The organism is Streptomyces hawaiiensis, assembly GCF_004803895.1.
Lineage (GTDB): Bacteria > Actinomycetota > Actinomycetes > Streptomycetales > Streptomycetaceae > Streptomyces > Streptomyces hawaiiensis.
This window is the reverse complement of the sequence record NZ_CP021978.1, coordinates 8405323-8427465: the sequence shown is the minus strand read 5'-3', so window position 1 is coordinate 8427465 and position 22143 is coordinate 8405323. Positions and strand designations below refer to the sequence as shown.

Below are 22143 nucleotides of genomic sequence, written 5' to 3'. Positions count from 1 at the left end.
GTCGGTCAGCGCAGGTGGGCGGCGAGGGGCAGGTTCTGCTCCCGGATGCTCCGGAGCAGCAGGGCGCCCATCTGGGTCGCGCCGTACTGCGAGAAGTGGGTGTTGTCCGTGACGCCGTCGACGGAGGAGCGCAGAAAGAGCTGTGCGGAGGCGGACGGTCCGAGGGATTCGACCAGCGCCTTGCTCCGGGCGGTCAGGTCGACCACCGGAACCCGCTGGGCCGTGCCGACCGCGCGCATCTCGGCGGGCAGGTTCACGTTGACGCCGTTGACGTGCAGTGCCGTGGGCGTGAGCCGGTTGCCGTCGAACAGTCTGCGGACCGGTGGCGTCACCAGGACCGGAACACCGCCCTTGGCGCGGACCCGCGAGATCATGGTGGTGAGGTTGTTCCGGTAGGCGGACGCGCTGGTCTGCTTGTCGTTGTGGCCGAACTGGATGAAGACCGGATCGTTCACCTTGACCTTGGCCAGCAGTGCGGGCAAGAGCGCCGAGTTGCTGAGGAAGCTGCCCGAACTCTCCCCCGAGTCGCCGTAGTTGGCGATGACCGCGCCGGGACGTAGCGAGGGCGTGATCATCTGCCCCCAGCCGGTGTACGGAGCCACCGGCTGGTCGCACACGGTCGAGTCGCCGGCCAGGTAGGCGACCAGTGGCTGCGAGGCCGGTTTCACCGAGACGGCCGAGACCTGCGGGCCTGAACCCGTGAACCGGAGGTCCAGACCGGGGTTCCCGGTGCCGCCCTGGCCGGTGGGCTGCCCCTCCGGCTGGCGCACGTTGACGGTGAACGAGTAGGTGGCGACGGCTCCGGCCGCCGTTCTCGTCGCCGGGAGCATCAGACGCCGGGCCTCGGCCCACATCTCGGTCTGCCCGGCGGAGGCGCCGCCGATGGAGACCGTCACGTCGTAGTTGCCCGGCGCGACAGCGTAACGACAGGTGATGGAGGAGGTGCCGGAGCAGCCGGCCGGCAGAGCCTGCGGTGCGGCGGCGGCACTGTGGGCCGCGCCCGTGCCGGCGAGAGTCGCGAGGGTCAGCAGGCCCGCCGCTCCCAGCTGGGCGCCGCGTCCACCACGGCGCCTCGATGCCATGCTCATTACAATCATGGGTCCGTCCTTCGCCACAAGGTTGTACGGGTGGGGGCGTACGGCTCGCCGCTCAGGCCTGAGTGAAGCCGTCCATGATGACGGTGGGGCGCTTGCTGGACGAGTCCCAGGCGCCCATGTCGTAGCCGGTGAACGGGGACATGCACTCCGGCTCCCAGTAGAAGATGCCCTGTCCGCCGTTGGCCTTCAGCGCCCTGGTGTAGGCGACCAGTGCGGCCCGGGTGGAGGCAGCCCGGTCCACCCGACCGCCGAACTCGCTCTGCAGGAACAGTTTTCCGTAGGCGTCGGAGATCCTCTTCATGTTCGCCACGATCCCGGGGGCGACGTCGGCGCTGCCGTAGGAGGAGAACACCGACATGTCCCACTTGCCGCCGTTCGCCGCGTAGCGGCTGAAGAACGTCGTCATCACGTCGTACTTCTGCGGCTGGGCCACGTGGATGCACACCGTCGAGTTCGGCGAGACCGCCTTGACCTGGGCGTAGGCAGCGTTGAGCAGGCCGGTCAGCTGCGCCGGGTTGGAGACGCTGCCGACGGGGCGGCAGATCCCGCTGTTGATCTCGTTGCCGATCTGCACCCAGGTGGGGAGCACGTCGTTGTTCTTCATGACGGTCATCGTCTGGTTCACGTAGCCGCTCATCGCGGTGAGCATCTGGCTGTAGCCCATGTTCCGCCAGGCGGCGGGCGGGTTCTGCACCCCGACGGAGTTCCAGGTGTCGCCGAACATGTAGTCCAGCATGATCGACATGCCGGCGGCCTTGACCCGCTTGGCGAAGGCGGCGACCTCGCCGATGGCGCAGTGCCCGTTGGCCGGGTCGCCGGAGGGGTTGACGAACGTACGGAGCCGGACCGCCGTGATGCCGTACCCCTTCAGAAGGGGCAGCAGGTCCTGCGTCTGCCCGCTCGCGTTCCTCCAGGAGTAGCCGCGCGCCTCCATCTGCGGCACCCAGCTGATGTCGACGCCCTTGACGAACCCGGCGGCAGCGTGGGCCGGCGTCTCGAGTTCGGCGAGCGCGGCGGCTCCGGCGATCGCACCGGCGGTCGCGGTGGTGGCTTTGAGCAGCGTCCGGCGGGTGATCCGAGCGGGAATGGGAGCGGGGATCGGGGACATGGTCACTCCTCCCTGTCCGCCGGCCGCGCGTGAGATGCCGCGGCCGGCGGGCAGCGGGTTGTGGGGGGTGGAGTTTCCGGGACTGGGGCGATCCGCCTGCACACGCTGGGAGCGTTCACAACCTGTTTAAGCGGGCACCAGAGGCTCCATCCTCGAAAGGGAAGGTTGCAGGTGCGGGGATCCACTGACTGCCGTGCACAACACATGAGTTCACTGGCCGGACGAACCAGTTCGACTGCCTTCGACCACAGTTGACCGTGAGACGCATCCCGCAGTGTTCAAGGCCCGCCGCCCGACTGTCAATCCATCGGTACGGAGAAACTCACGGATCCGAACAGGGCCGAACAGTGGACTGGACAGAATCCTTGACGAGGCATCAGCTCCTTCTTACGCTCCCTCACCATGGGAGCGTTCCCATACCCCCCACGCCCCGGAGGCCACTGTGACCGGCTCGCACCGGCGTCCCCCCACCGCGCCACGACCGTGGCGATCGCCCCACCGGCCAGGCGGCCGGTTCATCGGCTGCGTCGGCGCTGCCGCACTGGCCGTCTCCGCGCTCGTCGCACTGCCGCAGAGCGCGCACGCCGCGACCGCACGGCAGGTCGAGAAGCTCGACCGCGGACTGACCAGCGTGCACACCGACAGCGGAAACCTGGTGTCATGGCGATGGCTGGCGACCGACCCGAACGACGTGTCGTTCAACGTCTACCGTGGCGGTACCAGACTCAACTCCTCGCCCGTCACCGCCTCGACGAACTACTTCGACGCGGGCGGCGCGGCCTCGGCCGACTACACGGTGCGCGCCGTGGTCAACGGCAGCGAGCAGGCCGCGTCCGCGTCCGCGGTCCAGTTCCGCACGGGCTACAAGGACGTGCCGATCTCCCCGCCCGCGGGCGGTACCGCTCCGGGGAACTCGGCCTACACCTACGAGGCCAACGACGCCTCCGTCGGCGACCTCGACGGCGACGGCGCCCTGGACCTCGTCCTGAAGTGGCAGCCCACCAACGCCAAGGACAACTCCCAGTCCGGCTACACCGGCAACACCGTCGTCGACGGCATCAAGCTCGACGGCACCCGGCTGTGGCGTATCGACCTGGGCCGCAACATCCGCTCCGGCGCCCACTACACGCAGTTCCAGGTCTACGACTACGACGGTGACGGCAAGGCCGAAGTCGCCATGAAGACCGCCGAGGGCACCCGGGACGGCACCGGCGCGGTCATCGGCAGCTCCTCCGCCGACCACCGCAACTCCAGCGGATACGTCCTGTCCGGGCCCGAGTACCTGACGATGTTCAACGGCCGGACGGGCAAGGCGATGCAGAGCGTCGACTACGTCCCGGGCCGCGGCAACGTCTCCTCCTGGGGCGACAACTACGGCAACCGCGTCGACCGCTTCCTCGCCGGCACCGCCTACCTCGACGGCGCCCGCCCCTCCCTGATCATGGCGCGCGGCTACTACACCCGCACGGTGATAGCGGCCTGGGACTGGCGGAACGGGGCCTTCACCCGCCGCTGGACCTTCGACACCACCTCCTCCACCAACAGCGGCAAGGGCTACGACGGCCAGGGCAACCACAGCCTGTCCGTCGCCGACGTCGACGCCGACGGCAAGGACGAGATCGTCTACGGCGCGATGACGGTGGACGACAACGGCAGCGGCCTGTGGACCACCAGGCTCGGCCACGGCGACGCCGGCCATGTCGGCGACCTCAACCCGTCCCGCCCGGGCCTGGAGTACTTCAAGGTCTCGGAGGACTCCAGCAAGCCCGGCTCCTGGATGGCCGACGCCCGCACGGGTGCGAGGCTGTGGCAGACGGCGTCGGGCTCCGACAACGGCCGTGGCGTCGCCGCCGACATCTACGCCGGCAGCGCGGGCGCCGAGGCCTGGTCCGCCTCCGACACGACCCTGCGCTCCGCCACCGGTGCCTCCCTGGGCCGGGAGCCCTCCAGCGTCAACTTCCTGTCCTGGTGGGACGGCGACCCCGTCCGCGAGCTCCTCGACGGCACCCGCATCGACAAGTACGGCACGTCCGGAGACACCCGTCTGCTGACCGGCTCCGGCGTCGCCTCCACCAACGGCACCAAGTCCACCCCGGCCCTGTCCGGCGACATCCTCGGCGACTGGCGCGAAGAGGTCGTCTGGCGCACGAGCGACAACAGGGCGCTGCGCATCTACTCCACCCCGAACCAGACCAGCACGAAGATCACGACCCTGCTCCACGACACCCAGTACCGCACGGCGCTGGCCTGGCAGAACACCGCCTACAACCAGCCCCCGCACCCGAGCTTCTTCATTGGCAACGCCATGCCGACGGCTCCGCGCCCCACCGTCTACACACCCTGACGCGAGGGCCGTGGACGCAAGGCTCGTACCCTCCTGGGCACCGGGGGGGTACGAGCCGTTCTTCGCGAAACCACCGGCACCGCGGTCACGCTCGGGACATGACGGCCGCTGCGACGAGGGTGACCGTGATCTCGCCGAGGGGGTGCTGGATCCGGCCAGGGCCGTACCGACGTCGTTTGCCGAGGACGCCTCAGGTGTCGCGCAGCGCCTTCTCGATCTCGCCCAGCGCGTGGGTCAGCCGTCCGTAGTCGGCGTGGGCCACCGGTGCCACGAAGTAGCGCTCCACGACCTCCGCGTGGACGCCGGCAGCCCGAAGGAAGACCGCACGGCCGTGATCGGTCGCCTCGACCAGGACGCTCCTGCGGTCCCCGGGAGCCGGTACGCGCCGCACCAGGCCGGCTCCCTCCATCCGGTCGATCAGGCGGGTGATGCCGCTGCTGGTGAGTGTGAGGTCGTCGGCGAGCCGACGCTGTGAGATCTCCTCGTCCGGGTGCCGGCACAGCCGGATGAGGACCTCGAACATCGTGTGGCTGACCTCGCACTCCCTGCGCAGGGCCGTGTCGATCCGCTGTTCCAGGCGGGTGGCGGCCTTGATCAGCAGTCCGAAGTCGTGCACGAGCCCGCTGTCGGCGGCGCGGGCGGCTTCGTCGTTCTCTCGGTTCGCGGGGTTCACCCGGCCGACTTTACTGCTTCCTCATCTACTGCCATCTCAATTACTGAGCAATCAATTGCTGAGCAATCAATTGCTGAGCAGTCAACTATTCTCTATGGTGAACGCCACCAAGTCGGAAGAGAGGGAGATCAGTGGACCTGCAGCACTGGCTCGGCCGGGCCAACGACGCGATACAGCAGTGGGCCGACACCTTCGGCCCCTACGAGCAGCACCCGTCCCTCCTCGTCGACGACGACCGCTTCGCCGCCGCCTTCGATGAGCTCACCGGGAGGCTGAAGGAGAACTACCCCTTCTTCCACCCGCGCTACGCGGGGCAGATGCTCAAGCCCCCGCACCCGGCGGCCATCGTCGGCCACCTCACCACCATGCTGATCAACCCCAACAACCACGCCCTGGACGGCGGCCCGGCCACCGCCCGCATGGAACGCGAGGCCGTCGCGCAACTGGCCGCGATGTTCGGCTACGACACCCACCTCGGCCACCTCACCACCAGCGGCACGATCGCCAACCTCGAAGCCCTCTTCGTCGCCCGCGAGCTCCACCCCGGCCGCGGCATCGCCTACAGCGCCGACGCCCACTACACCCACGGCCGCATGTGCCACGTCCTAGGCATGAAGGGGTACCCGATCCCGACCGACGACCGCGGCCGGATCAGCCTCGACGCGCTCGAGGACATCCTGCGGACGGGAGAAGTCGGCACGGTCGTTCTCACCGCCGGCACCACCGGCCTCGGAGCCGTCGACCCGATCCACACCGCCCTCGCCCTCCGGGACCGCTACGGCGTCCGGCTCCATGTCGACGCGGCCTACGGCGGCTTCTTCACCCTGCTCGCCGGCGCCGACGGTCCGGAAGGACTACCACCGCGGCCCTGGCGGGCGATCGCCCAGTGCGACTCGATCGTGGTGGATCCGCACAAGCACGGCCTTCAGCCCTACGGCTGCGGCGCCGTCCTCTTCCGCGACCCCGAGGTGGGCCGCTTCTACCTCCACGACTCGCCCTACACCTACTTCACCTCCAGCGAGCTCCACCTCGGCGAGATCAGCCTGGAATGCTCCCGCGCCGGCGCCTCGGCCGCCGCCCTGTGGCTCACCTTCCAGGTCCTCCCGCCCACCCCCGACGGACTCGGCCTCGTCCTCGGCGCCGGCCGCCGGGCCGCCCTGCGCTGGGCCGACCTGATCACCGCCTCGGACGCCCTGGAGCTGTACCAGCAGCCCGAGTTGGACATCGTCAGCTACTTCCCCGCGGTGGAGCCCGCCTCACTCAGCACTGTCGACGCGGCATCGGCACGCGTCCTGGCCGACGGCATGACGGGACCCGATCCCGTGTTCCTGAGCACCCTCAAGGCCGACCGCGACGCCTTCACCGCGCGCCACCCGAAGGTCACCGCCGACGCCGACGGCGCCCGCGTCCTGCGCAGCGTCCTGATGAAGCCGGAGTCCGAGGACCACATACAGCGCCTCCACGACCAGGTCACGCGTCTCGCCCGGCCATGACCTCTGCCCGGCACCCATGAGATCCAGGTCCCGTAGCAGCGCGTCTTGCCCGGCGACCTCGTTCTACGGACGGCTGGCCACGCCCGTCAGGGCGAGGAATTCGCCCCGGGAGCGGGCGTCGGAGCGCAGGAGGCCGAGCAGGGTGGAGGTCAGGGTGTCGGAGCCGGTGGCCTGCACGCCGCGCAGCGTCATGCAGGAGTGCTCGGCCTCGATGACGACGCCGACGCCCTTGGGCTCCAGATGGGCCTGCAACCAGTCGGCGACCTGCTTGGTCAGGCGTTCCTGGACCTGGGGCCGGCACGCGAAGTGCTCGACCACCCGCGCCAGCTTGGACAGGCCCAGGATGCGGGCGCCGGGCAGGTAGCCGACGTGCGCGGTGCCGACCACCGGCAGCAGATGGTGCTCGCAGACGGTCCGGACGGGGATGCGCCGGGCGAGGACGAGTTCGTCGTAGCCCTCGTCGTTGGGGAACGTGGTCAGGTCGAAGGGGCGCGGGCTGAAGAGTTCGGCGTACGCGCGGGCCATCCGGCCGGGTGTGCCGCGCAGGCTCTCCGAGGCCGTGGAGATGCCGAGGGCGTCGAGGAACCGGCCTGCCGCGATTTCCGCGGCGGCCAGGTCGATCCCGTCGGACTCGTGGACCACCCGCAGGGCGGGCCGTGCGGGTGCCGCTGCTTCTCCGTCGTACGGGTCCGTCCGGACGGAGGTCTGCGCCGGGTGTTCGGTCATGTCAGCTGCCTCCGATGGCCGGAACCGGTTTTCACCAATCCGGAACCGGTTTTCACCAATAAGGAGCCGGCGGACGAGACGCCCCGGGATCACTGAGGACCGTCGGCCACCTGCACCGGTACCGGCTCGTCCTGGCAGGCATGGTGAGCGAGCGGTCAGAGGGGCCTTTGCGGTTGCCGCGACGCATGCGCCGGGTTACGACGGGACTACCGCGCGTCAGACGGGACCGCAGCGAACCCTGGGAGAAATCACATGGCAGTGGAGATCAGGCCTCTGGTGAAACCCTCACGGCTCAGACGTCGCGCAGGTCTGGCGGGCGAGTGCCTGGCGGAGTTCCTGGGGACGTTCGTCCTCATCGCCTTCGGATGCGGCGTGGTGGCGATGACGGTGGCGGCGCTGCCCGGCTCGGGGCGTACCGAGGGGCCCACCGTCTTCTTCCTCGGTGCCGGTGACTGGCTGCTGATCACCTGGGGCTGGGCCATGGCCGTGATCCTCGGCATCTATGTGGCCGGCGGGGTCAGCGGAGCCCACATCAACCCAGCGGTCACCCTGGCCTTCGCCGTCCGCCGCAAGTTCCCCTGGGTCAAGGTCGTGCCCTACTGGGCGTCCCAGGTGCTCGGCGCCCTGGCCGGGGCGGCACTGGTCTACGCCGTGTACCACGACGCCATCAACGCCTTCGACGACGCCATGACGGGGCCCAAGACGAACGGGCACACCCTCGCCTCGTTCTCGATCTTCGCCACGTTCCCGGCGCCGTACTTCAACGGCGGCGTCTGGGGTCCGCTGGTCGACCAGATCGTCGGTACCGCCTTCCTGGTCATGCTGGTGGTGGCGATCATCGACCTGCGCAACACGGCCGTGAAGGCGAACCTCGGCCCGCTCGTGATCGGCTTCGTCGTGGCGGCCATCGGCATGTCCTTCGGGGCGAACGCGGGATACGCCATCAACCCGGCCCGCGACTTCGGCCCGCGCCTGTTCACCTGGATGGCGGGATGGGAGGATCTCGCGTTTCCGGGCAGCCTGGCCGGGGCGTTCAGCGACTACTGGTGGATTCCGATCGTCGGGCCGCTCGTCGGCGGTGTGATCGGCGTGCTGGTGTACGACCTGTTCATCGGGGACGTGCTCCACGCCCGCGCGCAGGAGGGTGAGGCACCGGAGCCCGGGCGGACACGCCCCACCACGTCCGAGGAGGAGTGACCGGGCATCGGCCGCGGCGCGGACGACGGCCGGTGCTAGATTTTTCTGGGCATCCGCCATGAGCACTGCGGATCGCCTGCCGAACAGGTGAACCGGCCCGGGGCGGGGCCGTATCGGATGGTGGCACGATCCATGACTGACCCGGAGGAGCTCCCCGGCACGGCCGACACTCCCGTTGCGCGGATCCTGGGCGACGCCGGCTCGCTCGCCGCGACCGACCCGGCGTCGACCGGCGCCCTGTGGCGACTGGCCGAGCCCGGCCGGCAACTGGACGCCAACCTCATCCGCATCCCGCCCCAGGGGTCCATCGACGCCCACGCCGAACCCGACCTCGACGTCCTGCTGCTCGTCGTCGCCGGCGACGGCACGCTCGGTTCCGCGGACGGGCCGCACCCGGTGGAGTCCGGCAGCCTCGTCTGGCTGCCGCACGGCAGCGTCCGCAGTGTGACCGCGGGCGAGAACGGCCTGTCGTACGTGACGGTTCACCGCCGCCGCCCCGGCATGCAGATCAAGGGCCGCCCCGGCGTGTGACGGCCCGGTCGGGCACGAAGAGAACCAGCCGCGCAGAGAGCCGTCGAGTCCGGAGCACAGCGATCTGGGACTCCGACTCGCATCTGTTACCCCGGCGGACGCGGTGGTGCGAGCACGGGTATTGACGGTGGTACTGCGCGGCCCCTACGTTCCCATCCGACACCACGAACGTCGTTCGATATATCGATCGACGGGGTGAAGGACAGCTTCCCTCCGAAGCTGAAAGGACGAGCCGCCCATGCCTTTCCGCGTTGACCCTCCGGGACGCCGACGACGTGCGCGGCTACCTCAGCGACCGGTCGACGACCGTATCCGCACCGCTCGCGATACACCGGCAGTTCGGCCCTCCCCTCGCACGCCCCCTTGGAGAAGCAGATGAGCCCGAACCCCCACCTCTCCCGCCGAGGACTCCTCGGCATGACCGCCGCCGTGCCGCTCGCCCTGACCCTCGGCACCGGCACCGCGCACGCCGCCGACTCGGCGTACGCGATGGTCTACTTCACCGAGTCGACCAAACTCGGCGACGGCACCGACTACGGCCTGCACCTCGCCGTCAGCCCCGACGGGCTCAACTGGACACCGCTCAACCAGAACAACCCCCTGGTCACCCCCACCGCCGGTGCGCTCGGGCTGCGCGATCCGTTCCTGATGCGCAAACAAGACGGCACGTTCGTCGTGCTCGCCACCGACCTCAAGGGCACCGACTGGAACTACAACAGCCAGTACATCCACGTCTGGGACTCGGCCGACCTGCGCACCTTCACCGGCTACCGGCGGCTGAAACTGCACGACATGGCCACCCACAGCTGGGCGCCCGAGGCGTTCTGGGACGCGGGCCGACGGCAGTACGCGGTGATCTACTCCGCGGTCAACTCCAGCGGCCACAACGTGATCATGGTCAACTACACGACCGACTTCGTGACCGCCTCGGCCCCGCAGGTCTTCTTCGACCCCGGCTACGACGTCATCGACGGCGACATGGCCCTCGGCGTGAACGGCTACAACTACCTCTACTTCAAGAAGAACCAGACGCTGGTGGCCGCCAGATCCACCACCCTGAACCCGGGCAGCTTCACCGAGTTCAGCACCGGTGTGGCGCACGGCGGCACCGAGGCGCCGACCGTGGTCAAGTCACTGACGTCCGGCACCTGGTGGCTGTGGGGCGACACCTACACGCCCAACGGTGTCTTCTACGCCTGGCAGTCCACCAACCTCGCCTCCGGCACCTGGACGGCCCTCGACCAGAAGACCTACACCCAGCCGGTCAACTCCAAGCACTGCGGCATCGCGACGATCACCACGGCCGAGTACGACAACCTGCTCACGAAGTGGGGCGCGCCGGCCTGGAACCGGCTGAAGTCGTACAACCACCCCTCCCGCTACGTCCGTCACGCCAACTACCTGGGCCGGATCGACGAGTACCCCATCGAGCCGTACAAGGACTCCCTGTGGACCCTGGTCCCGGGGCTCGCCGACAGCTCCGGGGTCTCCTTCCGGTCCGTCAACTACCCGACCCGCTACCTGCGGCACTACAACTACGAGCTCCGCCTCGACGCCAACGACAACACGTCGACGTTCGCCGCGGACGCCACCTTCCACCGCACGGCGGGCCTGGCGGACGCGACCTGGTCCTCGTTCCGCTCGCACAACAACCCGACCCGCTACATACGCCACGCCGACTACGCCCTGCGCATCGACCCGGTCTCCACGACGACCGACCGGCAGGACGCGACCTTCCGCGTCGGCCACTGAGCACGGGGGCACCAGGACGTCAGCGCCCTGGAGGAGAGGGTCCGGAAGACGCCGTGCCAGGATCGGCGGAGCACCCGGGCTGAACGGCCGTGTGATCCGGCACGTGTCTTCGCGCGGGACGCGAATCCCGCAGAAGGAGGCAGTCTCATGCGAGAAGCACGCAGCCGGATCCTGGTGACCGGGTCCGCGGACGGACTGGGGCGGGCCGCGGCGGAGGCGTTGCTCGCCGCCGGGCACGACGTGGTGGTACACGCCCGGAATCAGGAGCGGGCGGCGGTACTGGGCGAGTTGACCGACCGCGGGGCACACGTCGTGGTGGGCGACTTCGCCGAGCGTGCCGACGTGCGGCGGGTCGCCGACGAGCTCAACGCGTCCCAGCCGCTCGACGCCGTCATCCACAATGCCGGGGTGTGGAGCGGACCCGCGGTCATGCCGGTCAACATCGTGGCTCCGTATCTGCTGACCGCTCTGCTGCGCGGGCCACGCCGACTGGTGTACCTGAGCAGCAACTCGCATCTCGGCGGGCGCCCGGCGTCGCTCGACGGGGTCGACTGGCGGGGCGGGAGCGCGGGGTCGTACGCCGACAGCAAGCTCTTCGTGACGACGCTGGCGGCCGTGGTGGCCCGGCTGCGCCCCGGAGTGCTGAGCAACGCCGTGGACCCCGGCTGGGTGCCGACGAGGATGGGCGGGCCCGGCGCGCCGGACGACCTCGAACTCGGCCACCAGACTCAGGAGTGGCTGGCGTCGAGCGACGCACCGGAGGCCCTGACCGCCGGCGGGTACTGGTACCACGGCCGGCGGTTGCAGCCGCATCGCGCCGTCCACGACGAGGCGTTCCAGGACCGTCTCGTGCGGGCCCTGGCCGAGGAGACGGGCGCCGCGCTGTGAGCGGCCGGCCACCTCTCAACCCGGGGAGTTCGTTCAGCCCGGCCCACCGGGGCCGGACGGCTCATAGTCGAACCAGTCGAAGTGAACGGTGCCCGCCGCGGCGTACATACCGATGACGCGGCCGGTGAAGCCGCCGGCGACCTCGGTGGACAGGTACCGGCCGTCGAGCGCGGCGAGTTCGGTGAAGGCGCCCCGCGCGTCCTCCACGCCGAGGGAGACGGTGTCCGGGCCCTGACGTGCGTCGCTGACCGTCCCGGTGACGGCCGTCTCGATCCTCAGCGTCACCGGGCCGTCCGCCGCTGTCGGGTGGGACGCCACCTCCGAGCGGAACGGGCCGACGCGGGTGAGGACCCGCACTTCGCCCGGCGTCGCCTCGATCTCGTAGTGGTGCTGTTCGTCGAGGCGGACGGCCAGACCTCCGCGTCCTTGCGCCGGGTCGACCAGCACCCGCGTGCGGCACGACACATGCTGCTGGCGGCGGCCTACGAAGGTGACGTCGGGGTCGTCGAGCGACGCGCCCGCAGCGCGCAGGCTGAGCCAGCCGGCTCGTTCCTTCGTGGTGCAGTTCTCCTCGGGCCGGGAGCGGAGCGAGATCCAGCCGGGGGCGAGCTCACCGAGGTCGAAGTCGTCCCGCACCGGCGGGGCCGAGGGCTCCTGCAGCGGCCACGGGGGCCGGGCCAGGACGGGTGAGAGCTCGCCGACGACCGGCCAGCCGTCGGACCAGGTCACCGGCACCAGGAAGGTCTCGCGGCCGAGGACGTGCCAGCCGGGCGTGCCGCCGTGCGGCCGGACGCCGAGCAGGACCATCCACCACGAGCCGTCGGGTCCCTGCACCAGGTCGGCGTGACCGGTGTTCTGGATGGGGTGGTCGGTGCCCCGGTGGGTCAGGACGGGGTTGGCCGGGCAGGGCTCGAAGGGGCCCTGCGGTGTGCGGCCGCGGGCGATCGAGACGCCGTGGCACCGCTCGGTGCCGCCCTCGGCGATGAGCAGGTACCAGTAGTCCCCGATGTGGTACAGGTGCGGTGCTTCCGGGGCCTTGGCGCCGGGGGCGCCGGACCACAGGCTCCGCCGTTCACCGAACGTCTCCCCCGTGTGGGGATCGATGCGGATCTGTCCGACGCCGGCCGTGGTGCACCAGCAGGTGCCGTCGTCGTCCCAGGCGAGGTCGGGGTCGATGCCGTGCACGCCGGGCAGCCGGATCGGGTCGGACCAGGGGCCGGCCGGGTCGGTGGACGTGAACAGCAGGTTCCCGTCGCCGCTCACGTTCGTGACGATCAGCCAGAAGCGGCCGTCGTGGTGGCGCAGGGTCGGGGCGTAGACGCCGCCGGAGGAGCGCGAGTCGGGCGGCAGGCGCAGCTGGCCCGGCCGGTCGAGCGCGTTGCCGATCTGGGTCCAGTGCACCAGGTCCCGGCTGTGGAATATCGGTACGCCGGGAAAGTACTCGAAGCTGGAGCACGCGAGGTAGTAGTCCTCGCCGGCCCGGCAGATGCTCGGATCCGGATGGAAGCCGGGGATCACGGGGTTGGTGACGGGGGGATTCGTCCCGGGCATGCTCGACACCCTCATCGATTCCTTTCGCTGAGAACTGGTCTTCCGCAACGGGGTACGCGTCAGCGCGGCCGGCTCATCAGGCGGTACGGGCCGGACGGCAGCCGGTAGGAGGCTACGCCGTCCACGTGTCCGGTGCAGCCGACTCCGGCCACCCGGGCCGGCGGCGTCCGGCCCTCGCGGGCGGAGTCCGCGCAGACGGCCCGCAGGCGCAGAGTGCTCGCTGTTCGGGGGCACGATCCCCCTCACATGGGAGGGGCCGGGCGGGGCACCCGGGTGTCCGTCCAGCAGCCCAGGGAGGCGCTCACGCGGTCGCCGCCGTCATCACCGCGGTGAGCCGCAGCGGCGCGCGGGCCGCCGCTCCCGGGGCCGCATGACCTTCCGACCGACCGTACGAGCCGAGCGGGGAGCCTCGTGATGAACGCCGAAGACGCCGACAAGCTGCTGGACGGGCTGACCGTGGACGACAGCCGGCGAGAGCAGCCGATCGTGCTCGACGGGGACGGACGCCCCATCCGGACCTGGCAGGAGAACCATCCCTACGATCGCAAGGTGGGCCGCAAGGAGTACGAGCGGGCCAAGCGCATCCTGCAGATAGAGCTGCTGAAGCTCCAGCGGTGGGTCAAGGACACCGGCGCACGCGTTGTCGTCGTGTGCGAGGGGCGTGACGCGGCGGGCAAGGGCGGCACGATCCAGCGGCTCATCGAGCGGCTCAACCCGCGCGGCGCACGTGTGGTCGCCCTGGACAGGCCCACCGAGCGCGAGGTGGGCCAGTGGTACTTCCAGCGGTACATCGCGCATCTGCCGACGGCCGGGGAGATCGTCTTCTTCGACCGCTCCTGGTACAACCGGGCCGGCGTGGAACGCGTGATGGGCTACTGCTCCAAGGACGAGTACGAGCTGTTCCTCGACCAGTGCCCGGCCTTCGAGCGGATGCTGGTGGACGACGGCATCCTGCTGATGAAGTTCTGGTTCTCGGTGTCCCGCTCCGAGCAGCGCACGCGCTTCGCGATCCGGCAGGTCGACCCGGTGCGCCAGTGGAAGCTCTCCCCCACCGACCTGGCCTCGCTGGACCTCTGGGACGACTACACCGAGGCGAAGGTGGACATGTTCCGCGCCACCGACACCGCCCACGCCCCCTGGACCGTCGTCAAGAGCAACGACAAACGGCGCGCCCGGCTGGAGACCATGCGCAGTCTGCTGTCGCGCGTGGATTACGCGAGCAAGGACCGCCAGGCGGTCGGCACACCCGATCCCCTCATCGTCGGCGCCGCCGACACCCTTCTGGAGCCGGGCGAGGAGGACACCACGCTCTCCCCCACTCCGTTGTCCCCCGGCGCCGACGGGCCCGGCAAGCACCCCGAGAGCGACTGACGCCCCGGGCCCCCTCCCACCGGTGCGAGGGGCCCGGGCCCGCGTCATCGCCGGGCGGGCGCGCGCGTTTGCGTGCGGTGGTCGTAGTACGCCCAGACGGTCACCGCCACCACGACGGTGAGCCCGACCGTCAGGACCCGCACGGCGCCACTGGTCAGGTAGGCGACGAAACCGGTGAGCCCCGCTCCGCACAGCATGATCACGCGGCTGACGAGGCGGTTCTCGGGCGGCTGGGGATCCTCGCGGTCCTTCAGGTCGTGCAGGGCGTCATGTGCCGGATGTGCGGAACCGCGCCGGGCGCGGGCGCGGTAGGCCAGGCCGTAGCTGATCAGTGCGTACAGCGCGACAGCGCCCAGGACCCAGAGCCAGACGTACGGGTCGTCGTCACTCGATCCTCGTGCCAGGTACACGACACTTCTCCTTCAGACAGAAGCGGGCCTCACCGGTGACCAGGCCTCAACTGCTGCTGCCGCCCTGCCGGTCGATGCCGCCCTCGGCATCGACATCGGCACCGGGGTCGGGATCCGGATCGGCGGGACGGAAGCATGCCGTCACCGTCTTGCCGTGCCGCTGGCACCTCATCCCCCACTCATCGGCGAGCTTGCGCACGATCGCCACTCCGCGGCCGGAGACCTCGCCCGGCTCCGGTTCGCGCTGGCGCGGCAGCGTCGGGTCCTCGTCGTGGACGCTGACATGAAGGCAGTCACCGTCCCATGTGAGGACCAGATGCGCGTCACTGTGCGCGTGGATGTGCGCATTGGTGATCAGCTCGGACACCGCCAGCACGATGGTGTCCACCGTGTCCGGCTCGGCAGCGGCCCAGGGCAGGGAGTCAAGACGCCTGCGCGTCCACTCCCGCCCTGCGCGCACTCCTTCGGACATACGGAACGAGTGCGCCCAGCCCATCGCCTTTACCACCACTGCCCCCGGTCCCCTCTCCTCCGCCCACACACGAGCACGTGCACGGACGTGTACCCGGCCCCCGCCCCGACAGGCATGGGGGCGTCCTGGGGCGAGCCGGCAGGGCGCGTCGAGATCCCCCGAGCACCCTATGACCCTCGTTTTAGAGGCAGTGCAGGCTCGGCTTATAACAGTCGTCATAGGGAGAGTCATGACCGTCACCACCGTGACCGGCCCGAAGGGCCGCCTGAGCCCGGAGCGGCGCCGCAAGCTGGCCGAAACGCTGACGGACGCCGCACTCGTGCCCGAGGTCGGTCAGTTCGCCCCGGCCGCCCGGGTCGGGTTCCAGGTCCACTTCACCGAGCGTGAAGCCGACATGATGGCCATCAGCGGCCGGTTGCTGGCGGACGCGGGACCGGAGGCCGACGCGATGGTGATCGACGTGACGGTCATGGACGTGACGGTCATGGACGGCGACTGGAGCCAGGAAGTCCGCACCGAGGTCATCCAGCGCGCCCTGGTCGCGATGCCCGACGCCTGCGGCCTTGCGGAGCCGTCGCCGGCCTGGTGGGTGACCTTCCGCGTGATCGACGAGGGCAGCTGGGGCTCACGCGGCACCGTCCTGTCCGTCCTCTCCCTCCTCGACAGCGGTGTGTTCACCGCGGAGAAGGCCGAGGCCGTCCGCACCGCGCTCGGCGCGTGAGAAGCGCGGACCAGGAGTCCCCCGCCCGCCGCGTGGAGTGTCGGTCGCGTCGCGTTGATCGCGGCCGGCACCCCCCGGTCAGTCTTTGATCGTGGCGGCGATGAGAGCCTGGAGTCGCGCTGCCGTGCGGTCCAGAGGTTCGGTGCTGCGCTTGGCACGGCAGAGGGCCACGGTGCCCTCGACCGCCGCGACGATGAGCCTGGCGACCTGCGCCGCCTCTTCGGCGTCTGCGCCGTGGCACGGCGGGGTCAAGCGCCTGCACCATCCCCAGGCGGGCTTCCTGGAACTGACCTACCAGCCCCTGGACCTGCCCGTGTCCGCTCACGAGGCGCACTCCCTGACCATCTACACGGCCGAGCCCGGCACCGCGTACGAGGACCGGCTGCAGCTCCTCGCCAGCTGGGCGGCGACCGGGCTGGAGGCGGCGGACCCCGCCGGCGGCGGGGATCGCTGAACGGCGCTCCTCGCCGCACGAAGCGAGCAGCACGCGGCCCGGCGTCTCGCGGAGCGGGCAGGACCCGCCCCGATGCGGATGGTGGGCGGGCCCTGCTCGTGCGCACCATTGTCGGGACCGGGCGGCGCGCGGGCCACGCGTGAGATCTCCCGGTCTGCGCGCGGCGCGCACACCCCGCGCGCATGGCGCACATCCCGCGCGCCCGGCGCCACCTCAAGGCGCTGCCGGTTGCCGGAGCACGCTGCCCGGCGCCGCATCGCGCCGCCCCCTCGCCACATGCCGCAGCCCTTGCGTCACATGGCACGGCCCGGCGCGGGTAGGCGGTGCGCATGACCGTCGGCGAGACTGGTGCGACCCCGGGTAGCACCCGTCGGCCTGCGGCGACGATACTGACAGGCGCACGTACCCCCGCTCACAGATGGACCCATGCAGACCTCCCTCACCGCCCGCCTCATGACTCCCGACACGGTGTGGCTGGCGCGCGGCCGCCACGCCCCGGGCTCCACGGAAGACGTTCTCCGGCGCTCGCTGCAGCAGCGCAAGGACAGTCAGGCCATCGACGATTTCCTGGAGTTGCCCGAAGACGAAACCGGGCCGGCGGAGCGGGTCTTCGAGGCCCGCTGGCGGGCCGGCGGCGACGTGACCGTGCGCGCCCGGCTGAGCCTGAAGCCCGGCGCGGGCGACGGGGACGGGCAGCAGGAGTGGATGCTGGTCGCCGAGGCCGAGCAGCCGTGGAACCACGCGTGGCCCTCCCCCGCCGGCCTGTTCTGGCCTCAGGAGCCGGACACCGCCTGGGACCAGGATGCCGCCACGCGCCTGCTCCTGGGGAAGATCAACCCGCTGCCCCAGGACGACAAGGAGACCCGCCGTCTGCTGAGAAACACCGTGCGCGGCGGTTGGCACATCCACGTGGTCGTCCACGAGGCGATGACCACCGACGACCGGGGACGTACGCCGGTGGCACGCTGGCTGCCGCCGGGCCTGCGCCACCGTGTGGTGGAGCATCACGCCGCCCCGCAGCAGCTGCGCGGCCTGAACTGGGCCCTGCGGGGCTCCGGCGTCCAGGTGCCGCGCGGCGGAGCGGTGGTACTGCCGGGCCTCCCGGCGCCGGACGGCTACGACGCCCAGGACTTCTCGGTCCGCGCGGTCTTCCTCGACGGTTCGGAGCCGGCCGACCTCGTCGACGCGGTGACGCGCTTCGCCGTGCTCCCAAGGCCCCTGCCCGACGGCGCCGAGGACGACCTCACCGCGCTGCGGGAGAACTGGCACCTGCTGACGCTCCAGGAGGAGCTGGAGCGCCAGCGCGGCCTGGTGGCCATGTACGCCGAGGCGCTGGAGGCCATGACGAAGTCCCGTGACCTGTACCGGGAGGCGGCCGAGAGCGCCCACGAGGCACTGGCCGCCTACCAGGAGGCCGCCGAGGCCGCTCCCGCCGGGCCACAGCCCTCCGGCCCGCCCGCCCCGTCCCCGCTCCAGCAGCTCACACGGACGTTCGAACGCTTCAAGGTCAAGCGTCCCGCGACCGCGGCCGGCGACGAGGAAACCGCCGGCCGGCACGTGACGTCGGAGCAGTAGGAGCACCCTCCTCGTGAGACGCACGTGTCAGCCGTGCCCTCCTGGATACGCGGTCCGTACGGCATCACGGCCCGCCCGGGAAGGTCCACCACGACATGGGCAACCACCAGCACCACGCGCAGACCACGCTGCGCGTCAATGGCAAACCGCACACACTCACCGTCGACCACCGCCGGGTCCTGTTGGACCTCCTGCGGGAGGATCTCGGCCTCACGGGCGCCAAGAAGGGCTGTGACCACGGCCAGTGCGGCGCCTGCACGGTCCTGGTGGACGGGCGGCGCGTCAACAGCTGTCTGCTGTTCGCGGTCACCCTCGACGGCTGCGAGGTCACCACCGTCGAGGGTCTCTCCGACGACGGGGAGGAGCCGCATCCCCTGCAACGGGCCTTCCTGGAACGCGACGCCTTCCAGTGCGGGTACTGCACCCCGGGCCAGATCTGCTCCGCGGCCGGCGTGCTCACCGAGGCGGCGGCCGGCCACCCGTCGCACGTCACCGACCCGGCGGCGCCCTCGGGTGAGCCGGTGCCGCTGGACCGCGAGGAGATCCGGGAACGGCTGAGCGGCAACCTGTGCCGGTGCGGTGCGTATCCGCGGATCGTCGAGGCCGTGGAGGACGTGATCCCGTGAAGGAGTTCGCCTACGTCCGCGCCGGCAGCGTCGAAGAGGCGACCTCCGCGTACGCCTCCCACACTGGAGCGCGGTACCTCGGTGGCGGCACGAACCTCGTCGACCTGATGAAGCTCGGCGTCGAGACCCCCGCCGCCCTCATCGACGTCACCCGGCTGCCCCTCGACACGGTCGAGGAACTGCCCGACGGTGCGCTGCGCGTCGGGGCGACGGTCCGCAACAGCGACCTCGCCGCCCACCCCCTCGTCCGCGACCGGTACCCGGCGCTGTCGCAGGCGGTGCTCGCCGGCGCCTCCGGGCAGTTGCGCAACGCGGCGACGACCGGCGGGAACCTGCTCCAGCGCACCCGGTGCCCGTACTTCCAGGACCTGTCGAAGCCGTGCAACAAACGCGAGCCGGGCAGCGGCTGCGGCGCGCGGGACGGCGTCCACCGTGATCACGCCGTGCTCGGGCACTCCGCGCAGTGCATCGCCACCCATCCCTCGGACATGGCCGTGGCGCTCTGCGCTCTCGACGGGCGTGTCGAGCTGGACGGGCCCGAGGGAGCCCGGAGTGTCGCGGCGGCGGACTTCCACCGGCTGCCCGGGGACCGCCCCGAGCAGGACACCGAGATCCGCCCCGGCGAACTGGTCACCGGCGTGGTGCTGCCGGCCGCCACGGCCGGACTGCCGTCGGCGTACCGCAAGGCCCGCGACCGGGCCTCGTACGCCTTCGCCCTCGCCTCCGTCGCGGTCGTGCTGCGCCTGGAGGACGGTGTGATCGGCCACGCGGGGCTCGCCTTCGGGGCGCTGGCGCACCGGCCGTGGCGGGCCCGGCGGGCGGAGGAGGCGCTGCTGGGCGCGGCTCCGACCCTCGCCGCGTTCGAGCACGCCGTGGATCTCGAACTGTCGGCCGCCCGGCCGCTGCGGGACAACGCCTACAAGGTGCCGCTCGCCCGCAATCTCGCCGTGGACGTGCTGTCCCGGCTCACGGACACCGCACTCACCGGGAGGGCCGCATGACCGGCAGTGCGGGCGCCCCCGCCGAGCGTCTGGAGGGACGCGAGAAGGTCAGCGGCACCGCACGCTACGCCGCCGAGTTCCACTCCCCCGGCCGGGCCCAGGCCTGGCCCGTGCCGGCGAGTGTGGCCCGGGGCCGGGTGACCGGCGTCGACACGGCGGCCGCCCTGGCCGTGCCCGGTGTCCTCGCCGTCCTCACCCACGAGAACGCGCCGCGTCTCGCGGAACCGGACGATCCCACACTCGCGGTGCTGCAGAATCCGCGGGTTCCGCACCGCGGCTGGTTCGTGGCCCTGGTGGTGGCCGAGACCCTGGAGGCGGCCCGCGCCGGTGCCGCCGCCGTCCGCGTCACCTACGAGGCCGAAGAGCACGACGTGACCCTCACCGCCTCCCACCCGGGCGTGTACGTGCCCGAGGAGGCCAACGGCGGTCATCCGGCCGTCCGCGAACAGGGCGACCCCGACGGGGCGTTCGGTTCCTCGGCCGTCCGGGTCGACGTCGCCTACCGGGTGCCGCCGCTGCACAACCACCCCATGGAGCCGCACACCAGCACCGCCCGGTGGGAGGACGGCCGGCTCACCGTGCACACCTCCAGCCAGGGCGCCGGTGCCGTACGGGCCGTGCTCGCCGGGCTGTTCGGCCTGCCAGAGGAGCGGATCGTCGTCACCGCCGAGCACGTGGGCGGCGGCTTCGGGTCCAAGGGCTCGCCACGGCCGGACGTGGTGCTCGCCTCCATGGCGGCACGCCACACCGAGCGGCCGGTGACGGTGGCGCTGCCGCGCCGCTACCTGCCCGCCGTCGTCGGGCACCGCGCTCCGACCCTGCACCGGCTGCGGCTCGGGGCCGAGGCGGACGGCCGTCTCGCGTCGCTCGTGCACGAGGTCACCACGCACACCTCCCGCATCAAGGAGTTCGTGGAGCAGGCGGCGGTGCCCGCACGGGTGATGTACGCCGCGCCGCACAGTCGTACGGTGCACCGGGTCGCGGCGCTGGACGTGCCTTCCCCGTCCTGGATGCGGGCGCCGGGCGAGGCTCCCGGCATGTACGCGCTGGAATCCGCCATGGATGAGCTCGCCACCGAACTCGGCCTGGACCCGGTCGAGCTGCGCGTCCGCAACGAGCCCGACGTCGAGCCGGACACCGGCAAGCCGTTCAGCAGCAGGCACCTGGTGGAGTGCCTGCGCGAGGGCGCCCGGCGCTTCGGCTGGGCCGGGCGCGATCCCCGGCCGGGCTCCCGCCGGGTCGGTCCGCTGCTGCTGGGGACGGGCGTGGCGGCGGCGACGTATCCCGTCATGGTGGGGCCCTCCACGGCGGTGGCTCGCGCACTGACCGACGGTTCGTTCCTGGTGCGGATCAACGCCACCGACATCGGGACGGGTGCCCGGACGGTGCTGGCGCAGGTCGGCGCCGACGCCCTCGGGGTGCCGCTGGAGCGGGTGCGGATCGAGGTCGGCAGCACGCAGCTCCCCTCGGCGCCGCTGGCCGGCGGCTCGTCCGGCACCGCCTCCTGGGGCTGGGCGGTGCACGACGCCTGTGCCGGACTGGCCCGGCGGCTGGCCGGGCACGTGGGGCCGCTGCCCGCGCAGGGTCTCGACGTCCGCGCCGACACGAAGGGCGCGGCGGACGCCGAGAGCGGCTTCGCGCGGCACGCCTTCGGGGCGCACTTCGCCGAGGTCGCCGTGGACACGGTCACCGGCGAGGTCCGGGTCGGCCGGCTCCTCGGGGTGTACGCGGCGGGCCGCATCCTCAACGCCCGTACGGCACGCTCCCAGTTCGTCGGCGGCATGACGATGGGCCTGGGCATGGCGCTGACCGAGGGCAGCACCGTGGACGCCGCGTTCGGCGACTTCACCGAGTCGGATCTGGCGTCGTACCACGTGCCCGTGCACGCCGACGTCGCCGAGATCGAGGCGCACTGGCTGGACGAGGACGATTCCCGTCTCAACCCGATGGGCAGCAAGGGGATCGGGGAGATCGGCATCGTCGGGACGGCCGCGGCGATCGGCAACGCGGTGCACCACGCCACGGGCGTTCGCCTCCGCGAACTCCCACTCACACCGGACCGGGTGCTGGCCGGGCTGCTCGATCGCCGGATCTGAGGAAGGCCGCCGACGGGAGCCCGGCCCTTGTGCGGGCGACCGCGGCTCGATTCGGTC

The 22143-nt window shown here is 71.2% G+C and carries 21 protein-coding genes; 13 read left to right on the top strand and 8 right to left on the bottom strand.

Annotated elements, in window-relative coordinates; all coding sequences use genetic code 11:
- Positions 1-5 precede the first annotated feature (5 nt).
- Positions 6-1082, bottom strand: a complete 1077-nt coding sequence (locus tag CEB94_RS38225) for a rhamnogalacturonan acetylesterase (RefSeq protein WP_175436510.1) — start codon at positions 1080-1082, stop codon at positions 6-8.
- 67 nt (positions 1083-1149) lie between these two features.
- Positions 1150-2205, bottom strand: a complete 1056-nt coding sequence (locus CEB94_RS38220) for a glycosyl hydrolase 53 family protein (RefSeq protein ID WP_175436509.1) — start codon at positions 2203-2205, stop codon at positions 1150-1152.
- A gap of 442 nt (positions 2206-2647) precedes the next feature.
- On the opposite strand from CEB94_RS38220, the gene CEB94_RS38215 reads away from it, so the two are divergent.
- A complete protein-coding gene (locus CEB94_RS38215) occupies positions 2648-4549 on the top strand; it encodes a rhamnogalacturonan lyase (RefSeq protein WP_425472522.1) in 1902 nt (633 codons plus the stop codon).
- Between the two features lie 190 nt (positions 4550-4739).
- Here the strand turns inward: CEB94_RS38215 and CEB94_RS38210 are convergent, their stop codons facing one another.
- The gene (locus tag CEB94_RS38210) at positions 4740-5222 is read right to left on the bottom strand and encodes a MarR family winged helix-turn-helix transcriptional regulator (protein WP_175436508.1); all 483 of its coding nucleotides are present in this window, start codon (positions 5220-5222) and stop codon (positions 4740-4742) included.
- 131 nt (positions 5223-5353) lie between these two features.
- On the opposite strand from CEB94_RS38210, the gene CEB94_RS38205 reads away from it, so the two are divergent.
- Positions 5354-6715 carry a pyridoxal phosphate-dependent decarboxylase family protein gene (locus CEB94_RS38205; protein ID WP_175436507.1) on the top strand — a complete coding sequence of 454 codons (1362 nt, stop codon included), beginning with the start codon at positions 5354-5356 and terminating at the stop codon, positions 6713-6715.
- A gap of 63 nt (positions 6716-6778) precedes the next feature.
- On the opposite strand, the gene folE is transcribed toward CEB94_RS38205, so the two are convergent.
- Positions 6779-7441 (bottom strand): GTP cyclohydrolase I, encoded by a 663-nt coding sequence (gene folE, locus CEB94_RS38200; RefSeq protein WP_175436506.1) that lies wholly within the window; start codon positions 7439-7441, stop codon positions 6779-6781.
- 252 nt (positions 7442-7693) lie between these two features.
- Between folE and CEB94_RS38195 the strand changes: the two genes are divergently transcribed.
- The 4 genes from CEB94_RS38195 to CEB94_RS38180 all read left to right on the top strand — a co-directional run bounded on the left by CEB94_RS38195 (position 7694) and on the right by CEB94_RS38180 (position 11809).
- Positions 7694-8638 carry an MIP/aquaporin family protein gene (locus CEB94_RS38195; protein ID WP_175436505.1) on the top strand — a complete coding sequence of 315 codons (945 nt, stop codon included), beginning with the start codon at positions 7694-7696 and terminating at the stop codon, positions 8636-8638.
- Positions 8639-8770: 132 nt separating this feature from the next.
- On the top strand, positions 8771-9169 hold the full coding sequence (locus CEB94_RS38190) for a cupin domain-containing protein (protein WP_175436504.1): 399 nt from the start codon (positions 8771-8773) through the stop codon (positions 9167-9169).
- Positions 9170-9544: 375 nt separating this feature from the next.
- Positions 9545-10921 (top strand): glycoside hydrolase family 43 protein, encoded by a 1377-nt coding sequence (locus CEB94_RS38185; RefSeq protein ID WP_175436503.1) that lies wholly within the window; start codon positions 9545-9547, stop codon positions 10919-10921.
- Positions 10922-11068: 147 nt separating this feature from the next.
- Positions 11069-11809 carry an SDR family NAD(P)-dependent oxidoreductase gene (locus tag CEB94_RS38180; RefSeq protein ID WP_175436502.1) on the top strand — a complete coding sequence of 247 codons (741 nt, stop codon included), beginning with the start codon at positions 11069-11071 and terminating at the stop codon, positions 11807-11809.
- 33 nt (positions 11810-11842) lie between these two features.
- Here the strand turns inward: CEB94_RS38180 and CEB94_RS38175 are convergent, their stop codons facing one another.
- Positions 11843-13360: a glycoside hydrolase family 43 protein gene (locus CEB94_RS38175; protein ID WP_175436501.1), complete on the bottom strand. Its 1518-nt coding sequence runs from the start codon at positions 13358-13360 to the stop codon at positions 11843-11845.
- A gap of 414 nt (positions 13361-13774) precedes the next feature.
- On the opposite strand from CEB94_RS38175, the gene ppk2 reads away from it, so the two are divergent.
- Complete coding sequence (ppk2, locus tag CEB94_RS38170; protein ID WP_175436500.1) at positions 13775-14731, top strand: polyphosphate kinase 2; 957 nt, start codon at positions 13775-13777, stop codon at positions 14729-14731.
- Between the two features lie 44 nt (positions 14732-14775).
- Here the strand turns inward: ppk2 and CEB94_RS38165 are convergent, their stop codons facing one another.
- Both CEB94_RS38165 and CEB94_RS38160 read right to left on the bottom strand, forming a co-directional pair.
- Positions 14776-15141 carry a hypothetical protein gene (locus tag CEB94_RS38165; protein ID WP_175436499.1) on the bottom strand — a complete coding sequence of 122 codons (366 nt, stop codon included), beginning with the start codon at positions 15139-15141 and terminating at the stop codon, positions 14776-14778.
- 46 nt (positions 15142-15187) lie between these two features.
- Positions 15188-15652: an ATP-binding protein gene (locus CEB94_RS38160; protein ID WP_175436498.1), complete on the bottom strand. Its 465-nt coding sequence runs from the start codon at positions 15650-15652 to the stop codon at positions 15188-15190.
- A 190-nt stretch (positions 15653-15842) separates the two neighbouring features.
- On the opposite strand from CEB94_RS38160, the gene CEB94_RS38155 reads away from it, so the two are divergent.
- A complete protein-coding gene (locus tag CEB94_RS38155; protein ID WP_175436497.1) occupies positions 15843-16334 on the top strand; it encodes a tautomerase enzyme in 492 nt (163 codons plus the stop codon).
- Between the two features lie 78 nt (positions 16335-16412).
- Here CEB94_RS38155 and CEB94_RS42365 read toward each other — a convergent pair whose 3' ends face one another.
- The gene (locus CEB94_RS42365; protein WP_425472564.1) at positions 16413-16529 is read right to left on the bottom strand and encodes a hypothetical protein; all 117 of its coding nucleotides are present in this window, start codon (positions 16527-16529) and stop codon (positions 16413-16415) included.
- On the opposite strand from CEB94_RS42365, the gene CEB94_RS38150 reads away from it, so the two are divergent.
- The 5 genes from CEB94_RS38150 to CEB94_RS38130 all read left to right on the top strand — a co-directional run bounded on the left by CEB94_RS38150 (position 16486) and on the right by CEB94_RS38130 (position 22086).
- Positions 16486-16788, top strand: a complete 303-nt coding sequence (locus CEB94_RS38150; protein ID WP_246112042.1) for an MmyB family transcriptional regulator — start codon at positions 16486-16488, stop codon at positions 16786-16788. The genes CEB94_RS42365 and CEB94_RS38150 overlap by 44 nt on opposite strands.
- Before the next feature lie 426 nt (positions 16789-17214).
- Positions 17215-18363, top strand: a complete 1149-nt coding sequence (locus tag CEB94_RS38145) for a hypothetical protein (RefSeq protein ID WP_175436496.1) — start codon at positions 17215-17217, stop codon at positions 18361-18363.
- Positions 18364-18458: 95 nt separating this feature from the next.
- Positions 18459-18989 (top strand): (2Fe-2S)-binding protein, encoded by a 531-nt coding sequence (locus CEB94_RS38140; RefSeq protein ID WP_175436495.1) that lies wholly within the window; start codon positions 18459-18461, stop codon positions 18987-18989.
- Positions 18986-19990 carry an FAD binding domain-containing protein gene (locus tag CEB94_RS38135; RefSeq protein ID WP_175436494.1) on the top strand — a complete coding sequence of 335 codons (1005 nt, stop codon included), beginning with the start codon at positions 18986-18988 and terminating at the stop codon, positions 19988-19990. Before CEB94_RS38140 ends, CEB94_RS38135 begins: the two co-directional genes overlap by 4 nt.
- Entirely contained in the window at positions 19987-22086 is a 2100-nt protein-coding gene (locus tag CEB94_RS38130; protein ID WP_175436493.1) for a xanthine dehydrogenase family protein molybdopterin-binding subunit, read from the top strand. The genes CEB94_RS38135 and CEB94_RS38130 overlap by 4 nt, the downstream gene beginning before the upstream one ends.
- The last annotated feature ends 57 nt before the right edge of the window (positions 22087-22143 follow it).

Coding starts and splice junctions, on each gene's coding strand:
- CEB94_RS38225 (WP_175436510.1), bottom strand. CDS start 1,082: ATGGCATCGAGGCGCCGTGGTGGACGCGGCGCCCAGCTGGGAGCGGCG.
- CEB94_RS38220 (WP_175436509.1), bottom strand. CDS start 2,205: ATGTCCCCGATCCCCGCTCCCATTCCCGCTCGGATCACCCGCCGGACG.
- folE (WP_175436506.1), bottom strand. CDS start 7,441: ATGACCGAACACCCGGCGCAGACCTCCGTCCGGACGGACCCGTACGAC.
- CEB94_RS38195 (WP_175436505.1), top strand. CDS start 7,694: ATGGCAGTGGAGATCAGGCCTCTGGTGAAACCCTCACGGCTCAGACGT.
- CEB94_RS38190 (WP_175436504.1), top strand. CDS start 8,771: ATGACTGACCCGGAGGAGCTCCCCGGCACGGCCGACACTCCCGTTGCG.
- CEB94_RS38185 (WP_175436503.1), top strand. CDS start 9,545: ATGAGCCCGAACCCCCACCTCTCCCGCCGAGGACTCCTCGGCATGACC.
- CEB94_RS38180 (WP_175436502.1), top strand. CDS start 11,069: ATGCGAGAAGCACGCAGCCGGATCCTGGTGACCGGGTCCGCGGACGGA.
- CEB94_RS38175 (WP_175436501.1), bottom strand. CDS start 13,360: ATGCCCGGGACGAATCCCCCCGTCACCAACCCCGTGATCCCCGGCTTC.
- ppk2 (WP_175436500.1), top strand. CDS start 13,775: ATGAACGCCGAAGACGCCGACAAGCTGCTGGACGGGCTGACCGTGGAC.
- CEB94_RS38155 (WP_175436497.1), top strand. CDS start 15,843: ATGACCGTCACCACCGTGACCGGCCCGAAGGGCCGCCTGAGCCCGGAG.
- CEB94_RS38145 (WP_175436496.1), top strand. CDS start 17,215: ATGCAGACCTCCCTCACCGCCCGCCTCATGACTCCCGACACGGTGTGG.
- CEB94_RS38140 (WP_175436495.1), top strand. CDS start 18,459: ATGGGCAACCACCAGCACCACGCGCAGACCACGCTGCGCGTCAATGGC.
- CEB94_RS38130 (WP_175436493.1), top strand. CDS start 19,987: ATGACCGGCAGTGCGGGCGCCCCCGCCGAGCGTCTGGAGGGACGCGAG.